This is a genomic window from Phytobacter diazotrophicus (assembly GCF_052061655.1).
Classification (GTDB): Bacteria; Pseudomonadota; Gammaproteobacteria; order Enterobacterales; family Enterobacteriaceae; genus Phytobacter; species Phytobacter diazotrophicus.
Genome location: NZ_CM125428.1, coordinates 498,687 through 514,494 on the forward strand (window position 1 = coordinate 498,687; position 15,808 = coordinate 514,494).

The 15,808-nt window shown below is 50.9% G+C and carries 20 protein-coding genes, 1 tRNA gene, 1 rRNA gene and 1 pseudogene; 17 read left to right on the forward strand and 6 right to left on the reverse strand.

Translation table 11 applies throughout. The features are described from left to right. The first annotated feature begins 5 nt into the window (after positions 1-5). The 9 genes and pseudogenes from rpmJ (at position 6) to ACS0RQ_RS02420 (ending at position 4,414) form a co-directional block, all read left to right on the forward strand. On the forward strand, positions 6-122 hold the full coding sequence (gene rpmJ / locus ACS0RQ_RS02380; protein ID WP_000868187.1) for a 50S ribosomal protein L36: 117 nt from the start codon (positions 6-8) through the stop codon (positions 120-122). Between the two features lie 146 nt (positions 123-268). Next, positions 269-625, forward strand: coding sequence for a 30S ribosomal protein S13 (gene rpsM / locus ACS0RQ_RS02385; protein WP_003863308.1), 357 nt, complete (start codon positions 269-271; stop codon positions 623-625). A gap of 16 nt (positions 626-641) precedes the next feature. Continuing rightward, entirely contained in the window at positions 642-1,031 is a 390-nt protein-coding gene (gene rpsK / locus ACS0RQ_RS02390) for a 30S ribosomal protein S11 (protein ID WP_002919257.1), read from the forward strand. Positions 1,032-1,064: 33 nt separating this feature from the next. Continuing rightward, positions 1,065-1,685, forward strand: coding sequence for a 30S ribosomal protein S4 (gene rpsD / locus ACS0RQ_RS02395; RefSeq protein ID WP_000135224.1), 621 nt, complete (start codon positions 1,065-1,067; stop codon positions 1,683-1,685). 25 nt (positions 1,686-1,710) lie between these two features. Continuing rightward, positions 1,711-2,700 carry a DNA-directed RNA polymerase subunit alpha gene (locus ACS0RQ_RS02400; protein ID WP_034461761.1) on the forward strand — a complete coding sequence of 330 codons (990 nt, stop codon included), beginning with the start codon at positions 1,711-1,713 and terminating at the stop codon, positions 2,698-2,700. Between the two features lie 40 nt (positions 2,701-2,740). Next, positions 2,741-3,127: a 50S ribosomal protein L17 gene (gene rplQ, locus ACS0RQ_RS02405; protein WP_001216372.1), complete on the forward strand. Its 387-nt coding sequence runs from the start codon at positions 2,741-2,743 to the stop codon at positions 3,125-3,127. A gap of 107 nt (positions 3,128-3,234) precedes the next feature. Then, positions 3,235-3,603 carry a DnaJ family domain-containing protein gene (locus ACS0RQ_RS02410; RefSeq protein WP_271851084.1) on the forward strand — a complete coding sequence of 123 codons (369 nt, stop codon included), beginning with the start codon at positions 3,235-3,237 and terminating at the stop codon, positions 3,601-3,603. A gap of 2 nt (positions 3,604-3,605) precedes the next feature. Then, positions 3,606-4,022: a Zn(2+)-responsive transcriptional regulator gene (gene zntR / locus ACS0RQ_RS02415; protein ID WP_271851083.1), complete on the forward strand. Its 417-nt coding sequence runs from the start codon at positions 3,606-3,608 to the stop codon at positions 4,020-4,022. 66 nt (positions 4,023-4,088) lie between these two features. Further along, a pseudogene (locus tag ACS0RQ_RS02420) lies at positions 4,089-4,414 on the forward strand (alternative ribosome-rescue factor A). Here the strand turns inward: ACS0RQ_RS02420 and mscL are convergent. From mscL to def, 5 genes are all read right to left on the reverse strand, one after another. Beyond that, positions 4,305-4,718, reverse strand: a complete 414-nt coding sequence (gene mscL, locus ACS0RQ_RS02425; protein WP_039076824.1) for a large-conductance mechanosensitive channel protein MscL — start codon at positions 4,716-4,718, stop codon at positions 4,305-4,307. The pseudogene ACS0RQ_RS02420 and the gene mscL overlap by 110 nt on opposite strands. A gap of 139 nt (positions 4,719-4,857) precedes the next feature. Then, a complete protein-coding gene (gene trkA / locus ACS0RQ_RS02430; RefSeq protein ID WP_039076825.1) occupies positions 4,858-6,234 on the reverse strand; it encodes a Trk system potassium transporter TrkA in 1,377 nt (458 codons plus the stop codon). Positions 6,235-6,256: 22 nt separating this feature from the next. Further along, entirely contained in the window at positions 6,257-7,546 is a 1,290-nt protein-coding gene (gene rsmB / locus ACS0RQ_RS02435; protein WP_271851110.1) for a 16S rRNA (cytosine(967)-C(5))-methyltransferase RsmB, read from the reverse strand. A gap of 48 nt (positions 7,547-7,594) precedes the next feature. Next, positions 7,595-8,542: a methionyl-tRNA formyltransferase gene (gene fmt / locus ACS0RQ_RS02440; RefSeq protein ID WP_271851082.1), complete on the reverse strand. Its 948-nt coding sequence runs from the start codon at positions 8,540-8,542 to the stop codon at positions 7,595-7,597. A gap of 14 nt (positions 8,543-8,556) precedes the next feature. After that, positions 8,557-9,066 carry a peptide deformylase gene (gene def, locus ACS0RQ_RS02445; protein WP_039076828.1) on the reverse strand — a complete coding sequence of 170 codons (510 nt, stop codon included), beginning with the start codon at positions 9,064-9,066 and terminating at the stop codon, positions 8,557-8,559. A 127-nt stretch (positions 9,067-9,193) separates the two neighbouring features. Here def and dprA point away from each other — a divergent pair, with 127 nt between their 5' ends. The 6 genes from dprA to ACS0RQ_RS02475 are packed head-to-tail and all read left to right on the forward strand — an operon-like array spanning position 9,194 to position 12,987. Beyond that, positions 9,194-10,318 (forward strand): DNA-protecting protein DprA, encoded by a 1,125-nt coding sequence (gene dprA / locus ACS0RQ_RS02450; protein WP_271851081.1) that lies wholly within the window; start codon positions 9,194-9,196, stop codon positions 10,316-10,318. Continuing rightward, complete coding sequence (smg, locus tag ACS0RQ_RS02455; RefSeq protein WP_039076830.1) at positions 10,290-10,763, forward strand: DUF494 family protein Smg; 474 nt, start codon at positions 10,290-10,292, stop codon at positions 10,761-10,763. The genes dprA and smg overlap by 29 nt, the downstream gene beginning before the upstream one ends. Positions 10,764-10,790: 27 nt before the next feature. Next, positions 10,791-11,348, forward strand: a complete 558-nt coding sequence (locus ACS0RQ_RS02460; RefSeq protein ID WP_271851080.1) for a DNA topoisomerase family protein — start codon at positions 10,791-10,793, stop codon at positions 11,346-11,348. Continuing rightward, a complete protein-coding gene (gene tsaC / locus ACS0RQ_RS02465) occupies positions 11,338-11,910 on the forward strand; it encodes an L-threonylcarbamoyladenylate synthase type 1 TsaC (protein WP_271851079.1) in 573 nt (190 codons plus the stop codon). Before ACS0RQ_RS02460 ends, tsaC begins: the two co-directional genes overlap by 11 nt. Positions 11,911-11,914: 4 nt before the next feature. After that, a complete protein-coding gene (gene aroE / locus ACS0RQ_RS02470) occupies positions 11,915-12,733 on the forward strand; it encodes a shikimate dehydrogenase (RefSeq protein ID WP_271851078.1) in 819 nt (272 codons plus the stop codon). After that, entirely contained in the window at positions 12,730-12,987 is a 258-nt protein-coding gene (locus tag ACS0RQ_RS02475) for a DUF1488 family protein (protein WP_271851077.1), read from the forward strand. Before aroE ends, ACS0RQ_RS02475 begins: the two co-directional genes overlap by 4 nt. On the opposite strand, the gene ACS0RQ_RS02480 is transcribed toward ACS0RQ_RS02475, so the two are convergent. Next, positions 12,969-13,517 carry a gamma carbonic anhydrase family protein gene (locus ACS0RQ_RS02480; protein ID WP_039076835.1) on the reverse strand — a complete coding sequence of 183 codons (549 nt, stop codon included), beginning with the start codon at positions 13,515-13,517 and terminating at the stop codon, positions 12,969-12,971. The genes ACS0RQ_RS02475 and ACS0RQ_RS02480 overlap by 19 nt on opposite strands. 473 nt (positions 13,518-13,990) lie before the next feature. Here ACS0RQ_RS02480 and ACS0RQ_RS02485 point away from each other — a divergent pair. Together ACS0RQ_RS02485 and ACS0RQ_RS02490 are read left to right on the forward strand one after the other, a co-directional pair. Further along, positions 13,991-15,532 (forward strand): 16S ribosomal RNA (locus ACS0RQ_RS02485). An 85-nt stretch (positions 15,533-15,617) separates the two neighbouring features. After that, positions 15,618-15,693 (forward strand) — tRNA-Glu (locus ACS0RQ_RS02490). The last annotated feature ends 115 nt before the right edge of the window (positions 15,694-15,808 follow it).

Genomic DNA, 15,808 nt, shown 5'->3' on the forward strand with positions numbered 1-15,808 from the left:
TAAAAATGAAAGTTCGTGCTTCCGTCAAGAAATTATGCCGTAACTGCAAAATCGTTAAGCGTGATGGCGTCATCCGCGTGATTTGCAGTGCCGAGCCGAAACATAAACAGCGCCAAGGCTGATTATTTCGCATATTTTTCTTGCAAAGTTGGGTTGAGCTGGCTAGATTAGCCAGCCAATCTTTTGTATGTCTGTGCGTTTCCATTTGAGTATCCTGAAAACGGGCTTTTCAGCATGGTGCGTACAAGTAAAATTATAGGAGTGCATAGTGGCCCGTATAGCAGGCATTAACATTCCTGATCAGAAACATGCCGTGATCGCTTTAACTTCGATCTACGGCGTCGGCAAGACCCGTTCCAAAGCCATCCTGGCTGCAGCGGGTATCGCTGAAGATGTTAAGATCAGTGAGCTGTCTGAAGAACAAATCGACACGCTGCGTGACGAAGTTGCCAAATTTGTCGTTGAAGGTGATCTGCGCCGTGAAATCAGCATGAGCATCAAGCGCCTGATGGATCTTGGTTGCTATCGCGGTTTGCGTCATCGTCGTGGTCTGCCAGTGCGCGGTCAGCGTACTAAGACCAACGCACGTACCCGTAAGGGTCCGCGCAAACCGATCAAGAAATAATCGGGGTGATTGAATAATGGCAAAGGCACCAATTCGTGCACGTAAACGTGTAAGAAAACAAGTCTCTGACGGCGTGGCTCATATCCATGCTTCTTTCAACAACACCATCGTTACTATTACTGATCGTCAGGGTAACGCATTGGGTTGGGCAACAGCCGGTGGTTCCGGTTTCCGTGGTTCGCGCAAATCCACTCCGTTTGCAGCTCAGGTTGCAGCAGAGCGTTGTGCAGAAGCCGTTAAAGAATACGGCATCAAGAATCTGGAAGTTATGGTCAAAGGTCCGGGTCCGGGTCGCGAATCTACTATTCGTGCTCTGAACGCCGCTGGTTTCCGCATCACTAATATTACTGATGTGACTCCGATCCCTCATAACGGTTGTCGTCCGCCGAAAAAACGTCGCGTATAACGCTGTCGTTTCTAGGATTGTTGGAGAAAGAAAATGGCAAGATATTTGGGTCCTAAGCTCAAGCTGAGCCGTCGTGAGGGCACCGACTTATTCCTTAAGTCTGGCGTTCGCGCGATCGATACCAAGTGTAAAATTGAACAAGCTCCTGGCCAGCACGGTGCGCGTAAACCGCGTCTGTCTGACTATGGTGTGCAGTTGCGTGAAAAGCAAAAAGTTCGCCGTATCTACGGTGTGCTGGAGCGTCAGTTCCGTAACTACTATAAAGAAGCAGCACGTCTGAAAGGCAACACCGGTGAAAACCTGTTGGCTCTGCTGGAAGGTCGTCTGGACAACGTTGTATACCGTATGGGCTTCGGCGCCACTCGTGCAGAAGCACGCCAGCTGGTTAGCCATAAGGCTATCATGGTAAACGGTCGTGTTGTTAACATCGCTTCTTATCAGGTTAGTCCGAATGACGTTGTTAGCATTCGTGAGAAAGCGAAAAAGCAGTCTCGCGTGAAAGCCGCTCTGGAGCTGGCTGAGCAGCGTGAAAAGCCAACCTGGCTGGAAGTTGATGCTGGCAAGATGGAAGGCACGTTCAAGCGTAAGCCGGAGCGTTCTGATCTGTCTGCGGACATTAACGAACACCTGATCGTCGAGCTTTACTCCAAGTAAAGCTTAGTACCAAAGAGAGGACACAATGCAGGGTTCTGTGACAGAGTTTCTAAAACCGCGCCTGGTAGATATCGAGCAAGTGAGTTCGACGCACGCCAAGGTGACCCTTGAGCCTTTAGAGCGTGGCTTTGGCCATACTCTGGGTAACGCACTGCGCCGTATTCTGCTCTCATCGATGCCGGGTTGCGCGGTGACCGAGGTTGAGATTGATGGTGTACTTCATGAGTACAGCACCAAAGAAGGCGTTCAGGAAGATATCCTTGAAATCCTGCTCAACCTGAAAGGGCTGGCGGTGAGAGTTCAGGGTAAAGATGATGTTATTCTTACTCTGAATAAATCTGGCATTGGCCCTGTGACTGCAGCCGACATTACCCACGACGGTGATGTCGAAATCGTCAAGCCGCAGCACGTGATCTGCCACCTGACCGATGAGAACGCGTCTATTAGCATGCGTATCAAAGTTCAGCGCGGTCGTGGTTATGTGCCGGCTTCTGCCCGAATTCATTCGGAAGAAGATGAGCGCCCAATCGGCCGTCTGCTGGTCGACGCATGCTACAGCCCTGTAGAGCGTATTGCCTACAATGTTGAAGCAGCGCGTGTAGAACAGCGTACCGACCTGGACAAGCTGGTCATCGAAATGGAAACCAACGGCACAATCGATCCTGAAGAGGCGATTCGTCGTGCGGCCACCATTCTGGCTGAACAACTGGAAGCTTTCGTTGATTTACGTGATGTACGTCAGCCGGAAGTAAAAGAAGAGAAACCAGAATTCGATCCGATCCTGCTGCGCCCTGTTGACGATCTGGAATTGACTGTCCGCTCTGCTAACTGCCTCAAGGCAGAAGCTATCCACTATATCGGTGATCTGGTACAGCGTACCGAGGTTGAGTTGCTGAAAACGCCGAACCTGGGTAAAAAATCTCTCACCGAGATTAAAGATGTGCTGGCCTCACGTGGTCTGTCTCTGGGCATGCGCCTGGAAAACTGGCCGCCGGCAAGCATTGCTGACGAGTAACCGGATCACAGGTTAAGGTTTTACTGAGAAGGATAAGGTCATGCGCCATCGTAAGAGTGGTCGTCAACTGAACCGCAACAGCAGCCATCGCCAGGCTATGTTCCGCAACATGGCAGGTTCGCTGGTTCGTCATGAAATCATCAAGACGACCCTGCCGAAAGCGAAAGAACTGCGTCGCGTAGTTGAGCCGCTGATTACTCTTGCCAAGACTGATAGCGTTGCTAATCGTCGTCTGGCATTCGCCCGTACTCGTGATAACGAGATCGTGGCAAAACTGTTTAACGAGCTGGGCCCGCGTTTCGCGAGCCGTGCCGGTGGTTACACTCGCATTCTGAAGTGTGGCTTCCGTGCAGGCGACAATGCGCCGATGGCATACATCGAGCTGGTTGATCGTTCTGAATCGAAAGCAGAAGCTGCTGCAGAGTAATCTGCAGTAACGTAAGAAAACCCGCTTCGGCGGGTTTTTTTATATCCGCAAAACCTCGATATTCTCTACAATGTCTATAAGTTTTTCGTTCCTCTCCTGGAGGTGGTATGTGGTTACTTGACCAGTGGGCAGAACGACATATCCTCGATGCGCAGACTAAAGGTGAATTTGAGCATTTGCCTGGTAACGGTAAACCGCTTGTCCTGGACGATGATTCGCATGTCCCTCCTGAACTACGCGCAGGGTTTCGTTTACTCAAAAATGCGGGCTGTCTTCCGCCTGAACTTGAATATCGTAAAGAAGCGCTTGCTTTGTCAGACTTACTGGCTCATATACACCAGGATCATCCGGATTATCATGAAGTAAGTCGAAGATTGGCGCTTCTGGAACTTAAATTGAAGCAAGCTGGACTAAGTACAGAATTCCTTCGCGGCGAATATGCGGAAAAATTGATGCTGAAATTAGATGAGGAGTAGAGATGTTTCGCATTGGAGAATTAGCTAAACTGGCTGACGTTACCCCGGACACCATTCGCTACTATGAAAAACAGCAGATGATGGATCACGAGATCAGAACGGAGGGTGGCTTTCGCCTTTATTCGGACAATGACTTACAGCGTCTGAAATTTATCCGGCATGCACGACAGCTTGGATTTACGCTTGAGTCTATTCGTGAATTGCTCTCTATACGTATCGATCCTGAGCATCACACTTGCCAGGAATCCAAGAGCATTGTTCAGGCGCGATTGAGCGAGGTTGAAGCGAGGATCCAGGAATTGCAGATTATGCAACGCTCTCTACAGAAACTGAATGATGCTTGCTGTGGTACTGCGCACAGTAGCGTCTATTGCTCAATACTCGAGGCCCTGGAGCAGGGTGCCAGCAGCGCTCCTTAGGGACATTGATTTTTGTTGTCAGCAAGCCTACACTTGCGCCGTTTTAAACCACAATCTGGAGAAATTATGAGCCACTATCAGCATAAGAAAGGGCAGATTAACAATAACGCCATTGAGGCATTACTTCATGACCCTTTGTTCAGACAGCGAGTTGAGAAGAATAAGAAGGGGAAAGGGAGTTATTTACGCAAAGACAAACACGGTAAGAAAGGGAACTGGGAGGCCAGTGGCAAACAAGCGAATCGCTTATTTACCACTGGCCTTCTGCTTAAAACAGCTTAATCAGGAGCGTTTATTTTGTTCTTTCAACAGATCGCGGATTTCTGTTAATAGCAATTCCTCTTTGCCAGGAGCCGGCGGCGCTTTGGGTTCATCTTCCTGTTTACGTTTGAGACGGTTAATCAATTTAATCGCCATGAAAATAGCAAACGCGACAATAATAAAGTCGAAAATATTCTGGATGAAGACACCGTAATGCATTACGACTGCCGGGACATCGCCTTGTGCTTCGCGTAAAGTTAGAGCAAATTGCTTAAAGTCTATTCCACCAATCAGTAACCCTAATGGCGGCATGATAATATCAGCAACCAGGGACGACACAATCTTGCCGAATGCTGCCCCAATAATCACACCTACCGCCAAATCAACTACATTTCCCCGCATCGCAAATTCGCGAAATTCTTTTAGCAAGCTCATGCTCTTCTCCTTGTGCTGTCAGACAAGTTAAGTCTAACAAATGTATTCTCGTTTTCCATTGAGGGTAAAAATTTGCTGAATTTTTTTAACATTGATAAAACCAGGGTTAAATAAAAGGCGCCGGTATGGCGCCCGATAATTACAGGAAGAAAGGGCTGGGCTGGAACAGGCGCTCAACGTCGGTAATATATTTTTTGTCGGTAAGGAACATGATGACGTGGTCACCCTGTTCGATACGTAAATTATCGTTAGCGATCATGACATCATTACCGCGCACGACGGCACCGATAATTGTGCCTGGTGGCAGCTTAATCTCATCAATGACGCGTCCGACGACACGCGAGGTACTCTCATCACCATGTGCCACGGCCTCTATCGCTTCGGCAACACCGCGGCGCAGCGACGACACACCGACGATATCTGCTTTGCGCACATGGCTTAGCAATGCAGAAATAGTGGCCTGCTGTGGTGAAATCGCAATATCGATCACGCTGCCCTGCACCAGATCGACGTAGGCCCGGCGTTGGATGAGCACCATGACTTTCTTGGCGCCCATTCGCTTGGCCAACATGGCGGACATGATATTCGCTTCATCATCGTTGGTGACGGCAATGAAGAGATCCATTTGATCAATATGTTCTTCTGCGAGCAGTTCCTGATCCGACGCATCACCATAAAACACAATGGTGTTTTGTAGTTTTTCCGCCAGTTCTGCCGCGCGTTGTTGATCGCGCTCGATCAATTTAACGCTGTAATCTTTTTCCAGGCGCATTGCCAGGCCAGCGCCGATATTCCCGCCGCCAACAAGCATGATGCGCTTATAGGGTTTTTCAAGACGCTGTAACTCGCTCATCACGGCACGAATATGTTGAGACGCGGCGATGAAAAAGACTTCATCACCGGCTTCGACAATCGTTGAACCCTGTGGGCGAATTGGGCGGTCATGACGGAAAATAGCGGCGACGCGAGTATCAATATGCGGCATATGCTCGCGCATGGTTGATAGCGCATTTCCTACCAGAGGACCGCCGTAATAGGCTTTTACGACAGCGAGGCTAACTTTCCCCTCGGCGAAATTCACAACCTGAAGCGCCCCCGGGTATTCAATCAATCGATAAAGGCTGTCGATGACCAACTGCTCCGGGGCAATGAGGTGGTCAATAGGCACAGCTTCAGAATGGAACAACTTGTCTGCGTCACGCACATAGTCCGGGGAGCGGATACGTGCAATACGGTTTGGCGTATTAAACAATGAATAGGCCACCTGACAGGCAACCATATTTGTTTCGTCAGAACTGGTTACTGCAACCAGCATATCTGCGTCGTCAGCACCAGCCTCGCGCAGCACGCGTGGATGTGACCCATGCCCCTGGACGACGCGTAAATCAAATTTGTCCTGCAGACTACGCAGACGATCGCCGTTAGTATCCACGACGGTGATGTCATTATTTTCACCGACCAGGTTTTCCGCCAGCGTTCCGCCGACTTGCCCCGCGCCCAGTATTATGATTTTCATCAGCTGCGACCCGTTATCCTACTTATTGTTTGGAAAGCTTAGCGTAAAAGAAGCCGTCACCCTCTTCGGCTCCAGGCAGATTCTGCTGACCTGGCCGTTCTGGTGTTCCCGTTACGTTTAAGCGAGCATCCGGCGTACGTGACAGGAATGCGGCAATTTGCTGGCTGTTCTCTTCCGGCAAAACTGAGCATGTGGCATACACCAGCGTCCCGCCAGGTTTAAGATGTGGCCAGACAGCATCAAGAATCTCAGCCTGTAATTGCACAAGTTCGCTGATGTCACGATCCCGGCGCAACCATTTGATATCCGGATGGCGACGAATAACCCCCGTCGCTGAGCAGGGCGCATCCAGCAAAATACGGTCGAATTTCTCATCGCCGCACCATTGTGCAGGGTGACGTCCATCTCCTTGCTTCACCTCAGCCTTCATTCCCAGGCGTTTGAGGTTGTCATAGACGCGGGAAAGACGTTGCTCGTCAATGTCGACAGCCAGAACGCGGGATTGCGGAGCGGCTTCAAGGATATGTGTGGTTTTACCGCCTGGGGCGGCACACAAATCCAGGATGCGTTCACCATTTTGCGGTTCAAGGAAGCTTATGCAGCCCTGTGCGGACGCATCCTGGACAGTGACCCAGCCCTCATCAAAACCGGGTAATGCGCTTACAGGAACCGCGGATGCCATGCGTACAGCATCGGGATAATCCGGATGTGGGAATCCTTCCATTCCGCTTTCAGCCAGCAGTGCCAGCCAGGCATCGCGCGAGTGATGGTTACGATTGACGCGCAACCACATAGGTGGACGCAGATTATTGGCTTCGACAATATGTTGCCACTGTTGCGGATACGCTTTTTGCAGACGTTTTAGCAACCACGTTGGTTGCAGGAAGCGTTGTTCGCTCTGTTCAAACTCATCCTGTAAGGCTTCTTGCTGGCGTTGGAACTGACGCAGTACACCATTAATCAAGCCCTTAAGCTGTGGACGCTTGATAGCAACGGCACCTTCAACGGTCTCTGCCAGCGCGGCGTGAGCCGGAATACGGGTATGCAGCAGCTGATAAAGGCCAATCATAATAAGATAATGCACAGTACGCTGTTTACCCGTCATTGGACGGGACATCAGCTTGTTGATGAGCCAGTCCAGTTGCGGGAACGTTCGTAGTGCACCAAAGCAGAGCTCCTGCAACAGTGCTTTGTCTTTATCGGAGACTTTTTGCTGTAGCGGCGGAAGAACATTACTCAGGGATTGCCCTTGTTCAACGACCTGCTCGATAGCCTGTGCCGCCATGCTGCGTAAATTAATATTTTTTTTCATAGCCACGAAAATAAAAACGCCCGGTAGTACCGGGCTTAAAGATAATTGTCAGACCAGACGATTGCCCGGCGTAAACCACTCCCGCCGGGAGTTTAGTAAATCCTGGGCATTCATCGCTTTTTTACCGGCGGGTTGGAGCGATTCAAGATTCAAAATGCCCTCAGCCGTTGCAATCTGAATACCTTGCTTATTAGCTTCAATAATGGTGCCGGGTTCGGCTTTAGCCTGGCTATTTATCACCGACGCCTTCCAGACCTTAACGGGCTGATCCTCAATGACGAAATAGCTCATTGGCCAGGGATTGAAGGCTCGAATACAACGCTCAAGCTGTTCAGCAGGCAAAGACCAGTCAAGAAGCGCTTCTTCTTTGCTGAGTTTTTCAGCATAGGTAACCTGCGTTTCGTCCTGAATCTCGGGCGTTGCCGTACCGGTTGCAATTTGCGTCAGCGTTGCGAGCAAACCCTGCGGGCCAAGTTGTGCCAGCTTATCGTAGAGTGTCGCACTGGTGTCTTCGGCAGTGATTGGGCAGGAGAGTTTATAAAGCATATCTCCCGTGTCCAGCCCGACATCCATTTGCATGATAGTGACGCCAGTTTCCGTATCACCCGCCCAGAGGGAACGTTGGATCGGTGCCGCACCACGCCAGCGTGGGAGCAAAGAACCGTGTACGTTCAGGCAGCCGAGACGAGGCATTTCCAGAACAGCTTTCGGCAGGATGAGGCCGTAGGCGACAACCACCATGACATCCGCCTGCAAATCGGCAACGAGCTGTTGATTTTCCTGTGGACGAAGAGACACTGGCTGAAATACCGGAATCCCTTTCTCTTCAGCCAGTACTTTGACAGGGCTCGGCATCAATTTTTTGCCGCGTCCGGCAGGACGATCAGGCTGAGTGAATACGCCAACGATCTGATGCTCAGAAGAGAGCAGCGCGTCGAGGTGACGCGCTGCAAAATCAGGTGTGCCGGCAAATATAATGCGTAGTGAATCTGACACGTGGATTCTTATCCTTAAGCTCGCGCTTTCATGCGATCAAGTTTTTCAACTTTCTGACGAATACGTTGTTGCTTGAGTGGTGACAAATAGTCGATAAACAATTTTCCGACCAGATGATCCATCTCATGCTGAATGCAAATAGCCAACAGGCCATCCGCTTCCAGCTCATAGGTTTGACCTTCGCGGTTCAGCGCGCGGATTTTCACTTTTTCGGCACGCGGAACAAGCGCACGTTGCTCTGGAATAGAGAGGCAACCCTCTTCAATTCCCGTCTCGCCGCTTTTTTCCAGCAGTTCCGGGTTAATTAACACCAGTTGCTCATCGCGGTTTTCAGAGACATCAATAACGATAATACGTTGATGAATATCTACCTGGGTTGCAGCCAGACCGATACCTTCTTCGGCGTACATCGTCTCAAACATATCGTCGACGATACGCTGAATTTCTGCATTAACTTCTTTTACCGGCGCGGCGACTTTGCGAAGACGCTCGTCCGGAATATGTAACACTTGCAAAACTGCCATAAATATCCAGAGTCGTGTTCAGGAGTAAGAAAGATTATTCCCTCTATTCTAGACAAATCCCCCTCCGATTGACAGCATCGGTGACCAATCGCAAGGATTGGGCGAGCTATTTATGGCAGGGATGCAGATGACTTCTACAGAAATATGGTTGCGCCTGATATATACAGGCGATCTGTTCGGTGAGGGGATGCTCAGGGCAGCGCAAAGCCTGGCAAATAGCGCTGTGATTGATGCTGAGACGTTAACCTCAAGCGGCCTGACGGCAAAACAGGCCAGACGGTTTCTGGCCATGAGCTCGCGGGAAATTGAAGAGAGTTTGCGATGGCTTGAGCAGCCACAGCATCATCTTATTCTGGCCTGCGAGAAGCAATATCCTCAGCAGTTACGGGCGATTGCTGATTATCCTGGTGCGCTTTTTATTATAGGGGAGCCAGATGTACTGACGAGCCAGCAGATTGCTGTCGTTGGCAGTCGAGCGCATTCATGGTACGGCGAGCGTTGGGGGACTCAGTTTTGTGAAGCTCTGGCACGGAGCGGTTTAACCATTACCAGTGGACTGGCGCTTGGGATCGACAGTGTTGCGCATCGCGCAGCGCTTAACGCGCAGGGTAAAACCATTGGTGTGTTGGGGCATGGCCTTTTTACCGTGTATCCACGGCGTCATATCTCCCTGGCTGCTGACATCGTTGCCAATGGTGGGGCGCTCGTCTCCGAATTTTCCCTCAAGACTACACCTAATCCGGGCAATTTCCCTCGACGTAATCGCATCATTAGTGGGCTTAGTCGTGGGGCGCTGGTTATCGAAGCTGCTTTACGCAGCGGTTCATTAGTGACTGCGCGCTGTGCGGTGGAACAGGGGCGTGAAGTTTTTGCGATCCCCGGCCCGGTAGGAAATCCCGGTAGTGAGGGGCCGCACTGGTTGATACAGCAGGGCGCGCTCCTGGTTGTCTCGCCAGAAGAGATTCTGGAAAATTTGCAATACGGGCTACATTGGTTGCAGCCAGGTAACGAAAATTCAATTTATTCGCCAGATCAAGAAGAGGTGGCATTGCCATTTCCCGAGCTCCTGGCTAACGTAGGAGATGAGGTAACACCTGTTGACGTCGTCGCTGAACGTGCCGGCCAACCTGTGCCAGTAACTGTGGCTCAGCTACTTGAACTGGAGTTAGCAGGGTGGATCGCAGCTGTACCCGGCGGCTATGTCCGATTAAGGAGGGCAAGCCATGTTCGACGTACTAATGTATTTGTTTGAGACTTACATCCATAACGAAGCTGAAATGCGGGTGGATCAGGACAAACTGGAACGGGACCTTACCGACGCTGGTTTTGATCGTGAAGATATCTATAACGCGCTTCTGTGGCTTGAAAAGCTGGCTGATTATCAGGAAGGCCTTGCCGAACCGATGCAGCTCGCTTCTGACCCGCTCTCCGTGCGTATTTATACGCCAGAAGAGTGTGAACGGCTGGATGCCAGTTGCCGGGGATTCTTATTATTCCTGGAGCAGATTCAGGTGCTAAACCTCGAAACACGTGAAATGGTGATTGAACGTGTGCTGGCGCTGGATACGGCAGAATTCGAACTGGAGGACCTTAAATGGGTCATTCTGATGGTTCTGTTTAACATTCCAGGGTGTGAAAACGCCTACCAGCAAATGGAAGAATTACTCTTTGAAGTGAATGAAGGTATGCTGCATTAATCATTTTTTGCAGCTTCCAGAGTCCTTATGGCCAAATCAGCACTGTTTACGGTGCGTAACAACGAGCCCTGCCCACAGTGCGGGGCTGAACTCGTTATTCGTTCCGGCAAGCATGGTCCGTTTCTCGGATGTTCTCATTATCCGGAATGCGATTATGTTCGTCCGCTGAAAAGTCAGGCGGATGGACACGTCGTCAAAATTCTGGAAGGACAAGACTGTCCCGTATGTGGTGCCGTACTGGTACTGCGACAGGGGCGGTTTGGGATGTTCATTGGCTGTAGCCACTATCCTGAGTGTGAACATACCGAACAAATCGACAAACCCGATGACACCGCGATCACGTGTCCACAGTGTCAGATCGGGCACTTGATCCAGCGACGGTCGCGATTTGGCAAAACCTTCCATTCCTGCGATCGTTATCCCGATTGTCAGTTCGTCATCAATTTCAAACCCGTGGCAGGGGAGTGTCCAACATGCCACTACCCGCTACTGATTGAGAAAAAAACGGCGCAAGGCATCAGATGTTTCTGCGCCAGTAAACAATGTGGAAAGCCGGTAACGGCGGAACAGACTCGTGAAGAATAACCTGCATTTGGATCCCATCGCTGCTGCGGTGGCGGTCCTGAAAAATAATAAAGTCATCGCATATCCTACAGAAGCGGTTTTCGGTGTTGGGTGTGACCCGGACAGCGAGATTGCCGTAAATCGTCTGCTTGAGTTGAAACAGCGCCCGGTCGAGAAAGGACTGATCTTGATCGCTGCCAGTTTCGAGCAGCTAAAGCCCTATATAGACGACAGCATGCTGAGTGAAGCCCAGCGGCAGGCTGTTTTCGCCTGCTGGCCAGGACCGGTAACATTCGTCTTTCCTGCCAAAGCTACCACGCCGCGCTGGCTGACCGGGCGTTTCGATTCTTTGGCTGTGCGCGTTACCGATCACCCGCTGGTTATCGCGCTGTGCGAGGCGTACGGCAAACCACTGGTATCAACCAGTGCAAACTTGACCGGTTTACCTCCTTGCAGAACGGATGACGAAGTACGCCAGCAATTTGGTGCCGACTTCCCGGTCGTGGAAGGGAAAACGGGTGGCCGCCAGAATCCTTCTGAAATTCGCGACGCCCTTACCGGTGAACTATTTCGTCAAGGTTAACGCTATGGAATCCTACGCTGTATTTGGTAACCCCGTCGCACACAGCAAATCGCCGTTTATTCACGCGCAATTTGCGACTCAGTTAAAGATTGAGCATCCTTATGGTCGCGTACTGGCGCCAGTGGATGATTTCGTCAATACGCTTGAGGCTTTCTTTATTGCGGGAGGAAAAGGCGCCAATATTACCGTGCCTTTTAAAGAAGAAGCCTTCAGTCGGGCAGATGAACTTACCGAACGCGCCGCGCTTGCGGGGGCGGTAAATACATTAAAGCGTCTTGATGATGGGCGTTTGCTGGGTGACAACACTGACGGGATCGGGTTGTTGAGCGATCTGGAGCGCTTGTCATTTATCAAGCCCGGCTTTCGCATCCTGCTAATTGGTGCGGGTGGCGCTGCACGAGGCGTACTGCTCCCGCTGCTTTCGCTGGATTGCGCAGTGACAATAACCAACCGGACGTTGGCTCGCGCACAAGAACTGGCAACGCTGTTTGCTCATACCGGCAGTGTGAATGCGCTTGCGTTATCCGAGCTGGCAGGCCATGAATTCGACCTCATCATTAATGCTACCTCCAGTGGTATTGATGGAGGCGTGCCCGAGTTACCCGAATCTCTCATCCATGCAGAGCTTTTTTGCTACGACATGTTCTATCAAAAAGGCAGCACACCTTTCCTTGCGTGGTGCCAGCAAAATGGGGCGCAGCGATGCGCCGATGGTTTAGGGATGTTGGTGGGGCAAGCCGCGCATTCCGTGCTGTTATGGCATGGCGTATTGCCAGATATCGAATCTGTTATTAAACAGCTCCAGAGGGAACTGGCGGAATGAACCAGGCTATCCAATTTCCCGACAGGGAAGAGTGGAATGATGCACAGCAGGCGGTCTGTTTTCCTGCCCTGGTTAACGGCTTACAACTTACCTGCATAATGCGTGCTGAGGTTCTGGCGGAACGTTTTGGGGGCGATTCGCCAGCGCGGTGGCTGGCGTTGTTCCGGGAAAACCGCTGGGATCTGGAAGATGAGGCCGAACAGTTGATCCGTGAGCAGCAGGAAGACGCGCGGGGTTATATCTGGTTATCCTGAGCCAGATACTCATCTTTCCATTTCACGTAGTTGTTCGCTGAGTATTTTAACCCTGCGATCTCTTCTTCTTTTAGCGGACGGATCTGTTTCACCGGGCTGCCAAGGTAAAGGTAACCGCTCTCGAGGCGTTTATTTTGCGGAACCAGGCTGCCCGCGCCAATCATCACGTCATCCTCTATAACCGCGCCATCTAATAAAATGGACCCCATTCCGACCAGAACGCGGTTACCGATAATGCAGCCATGCAGCATGACTTTATGTCCCACCGTCACATCTTCGCCAATGATTAGCGGGTTACCTTCTGGGTTATAAGAAGACTTATGCGTAACGTGTAATACGCTACCGTCCTGGATATTACTGCGTGCCCCTATCTCTACATAGTTGACATCACCGCGGATAACGACCAGTGGCCAGATACCGACATCATCAGCAATACGTACATCGCCGATCACGACGCTGGTGGCATCGACCATCACTTTTTCACCGACTTGAGGATACAAATTTCTATAAGGACGTAAAACTGCGGACATAGCTACCTCATCAAAAACAGGTTGTGGAGTAGACTTTGGTGGCAATAACGGCCTTGTGCAAGCCTTTTACTTGTCATAATTCGAGCAGATCGTACGGGATCTCAGCGAAAAGGGCGAAAAAACAACAATCAGTAAAAAAGATCGAAAAAAGGCTTGTGCAAAAAAATGGGATCCCTATAATGCGCCTCCGTTGAGACGACAATGTGAAACACTTCACGAGATGGTCGGAACAACGAAGAGAAAAATCCTGAAATAACGGGTTGACTCTGAAAGAGGAAAGCGTAATATACGCCACCTCGCAACGGTGAGCGAAAGCCGCGTTGCACTGCTCTTTAACAATTTATCAGACAATCTGTGTGGGCACTCAAAGTGACATGGATTCTTAATGTCTTCGGACACTAAATGAATACCAAGTCTCAACGAGTGAACACGTAATTCATTACGAAGTTTAATTCATTGAGCATCAAACTTTTAAATTGAAGAGTTTGATCATGGCTCAGATTGAACGCTGGCGGCAGGCCTAACACATGCAAGTCGAACGGTAGCACAGAGGAGCTTGCTCCTTGGGTGACGAGTGGCGGACGGGTGAGTAATGTCTGGGAAACTGCCCGATGGAGGGGGATAACTACTGGAAACGGTAGCTAATACCGCATAATGTCGCAAGACCAAAGAGGGGGACCTTCGGGCCTCTTGCCATCGGATGTGCCCAGATGGGATTAGCTTGTTGGTGAGGTAATGGCTCACCAAGGCGACGATCCCTAGCTGGTCTGAGAGGATGACCAGCCACACTGGAACTGAGACACGGTCCAGACTCCTACGGGAGGCAGCAGTGGGGAATATTGCACAATGGGCGCAAGCCTGATGCAGCCATGCCGCGTGTATGAAGAAGGCCTTCGGGTTGTAAAGTACTTTCAGCGGGGAGGAAGGCAGTACGGTTAATAACCGTGTTGATTGACGTTACCCGCAGAAGAAGCACCGGCTAACTCCGTGCCAGCAGCCGCGGTAATACGGAGGGTGCAAGCGTTAATCGGAATTACTGGGCGTAAAGCGCACGCAGGCGGTCTGTCAAGTCGGATGTGAAATCCCCGGGCTCAACCTGGGAACTGCATTCGAAACTGGCAGGCTTGAGTCTTGTAGAGGGGGGTAGAATTCCAGGTGTAGCGGTGAAATGCGTAGAGATCTGGAGGAATACCGGTGGCGAAGGCGGCCCCCTGGACAAAGACTGACGCTCAGGTGCGAAAGCGTGGGGAGCAAACAGGATTAGATACCCTGGTAGTCCACGCCGTAAACGATGTCGACTTGGAGGTTGTGCCCTTGAGGCGTGGCTTCCGGAGCTAACGCGTTAAGTCGACCGCCTGGGGAGTACGGCCGCAAGGTTAAAACTCAAATGAATTGACGGGGGCCCGCACAAGCGGTGGAGCATGTGGTTTAATTCGATGCAACGCGAAGAACCTTACCTGGTCTTGACATCCACGGAATTCGGCAGAGATGCCTTGGTGCCTTCGGGAACCGTGAGACAGGTGCTGCATGGCTGTCGTCAGCTCGTGTTGTGAAATGTTGGGTTAAGTCCCGCAACGAGCGCAACCCTTATCCTTTGTTGCCAGCGGTTAGGCCGGGAACTCAAAGGAGACTGCCAGTGATAAACTGGAGGAAGGTGGGGATGACGTCAAGTCATCATGGCCCTTACGACCAGGGCTACACACGTGCTACAATGGCATATACAAAGAGAAGCGACCTCGCGAGAGCAAGCGGACCTCATAAAGTATGTCGTAGTCCGGATTGGAGTCTGCAACTCGACTCCATGAAGTCGGAATCGCTAGTAATCGTGGATCAGAATGCCACGGTGAATACGTTCCCGGGCCTTGTACACACCGCCCGTCACACCATGGGAGTGGGTTGCAAAAGAAGTAGGTAGCTTAACCTTCGGGAGGGCGCTTACCACTTTGTGATTCATGACTGGGGTGAAGTCGTAACAAGGTAACCGTAGGGGAACCTGCGGTTGGATCACCTCCTTACCTTAAAGAACCTGCCTTTGTAGTGCTCACACAGATTGTCTGATGAAAAGTAAAAAGCAAGGCGTCTTGCGAGTGAGACTTAAGTGTCCCCTTCGTCTAGAGGCCCAGGACACCGCCCTTTCACGGCGGTAACAGGGGTTCGAATCCCCTAGGGGACGCCACTTGCGCGGTAATGTGTGAAAGGCGTTGCCACCGATATCTCAAAACTGACTTCCGAGTCATGTTTGAGATATTTGCTCTTTAAAAATCTGGATCAAGCTGAAAATTGAAACGACA

Coding starts and splice junctions, on each gene's coding strand:
- ACS0RQ_RS02400 (WP_034461761.1), top strand. CDS start 1,711: ATGCAGGGTTCTGTGACAGAGTTTCTAAAACCGCGCCTGGTAGATATC.
- rsmB (WP_271851110.1), bottom strand. CDS start 7,546: ATGAAAAAAAATATTAATTTACGCAGCATGGCGGCACAGGCTATCGAG.
- rpsD (WP_000135224.1), top strand. CDS start 1,065: ATGGCAAGATATTTGGGTCCTAAGCTCAAGCTGAGCCGTCGTGAGGGC.
- rpsK (WP_002919257.1), top strand. CDS start 642: ATGGCAAAGGCACCAATTCGTGCACGTAAACGTGTAAGAAAACAAGTC.
- mscL (WP_039076824.1), bottom strand. CDS start 4,718: ATGAGCTTGCTAAAAGAATTTCGCGAATTTGCGATGCGGGGAAATGTA.
- rplQ (WP_001216372.1), top strand. CDS start 2,741: ATGCGCCATCGTAAGAGTGGTCGTCAACTGAACCGCAACAGCAGCCAT.
- def (WP_039076828.1), bottom strand. CDS start 9,066: ATGGCAGTTTTGCAAGTGTTACATATTCCGGACGAGCGTCTTCGCAAA.
- dprA (WP_271851081.1), top strand. CDS start 9,194: ATGACTTCTACAGAAATATGGTTGCGCCTGATATATACAGGCGATCTG.
- ACS0RQ_RS02475 (WP_271851077.1), top strand. CDS start 12,730: ATGAACCAGGCTATCCAATTTCCCGACAGGGAAGAGTGGAATGATGCA.
- zntR (WP_271851083.1), top strand. CDS start 3,606: ATGTTTCGCATTGGAGAATTAGCTAAACTGGCTGACGTTACCCCGGAC.
- rpmJ (WP_000868187.1), top strand. CDS start 6: ATGAAAGTTCGTGCTTCCGTCAAGAAATTATGCCGTAACTGCAAAATC.
- ACS0RQ_RS02410 (WP_271851084.1), top strand. CDS start 3,235: ATGTGGTTACTTGACCAGTGGGCAGAACGACATATCCTCGATGCGCAG.
- smg (WP_039076830.1), top strand. CDS start 10,290: ATGTTCGACGTACTAATGTATTTGTTTGAGACTTACATCCATAACGAA.
- ACS0RQ_RS02460 (WP_271851080.1), top strand. CDS start 10,791: ATGGCCAAATCAGCACTGTTTACGGTGCGTAACAACGAGCCCTGCCCA.
- trkA (WP_039076825.1), bottom strand. CDS start 6,234: ATGAAAATCATAATACTGGGCGCGGGGCAAGTCGGCGGAACGCTGGCG.
- ACS0RQ_RS02480 (WP_039076835.1), bottom strand. CDS start 13,517: ATGTCCGCAGTTTTACGTCCTTATAGAAATTTGTATCCTCAAGTCGGT.
- aroE (WP_271851078.1), top strand. CDS start 11,915: ATGGAATCCTACGCTGTATTTGGTAACCCCGTCGCACACAGCAAATCG.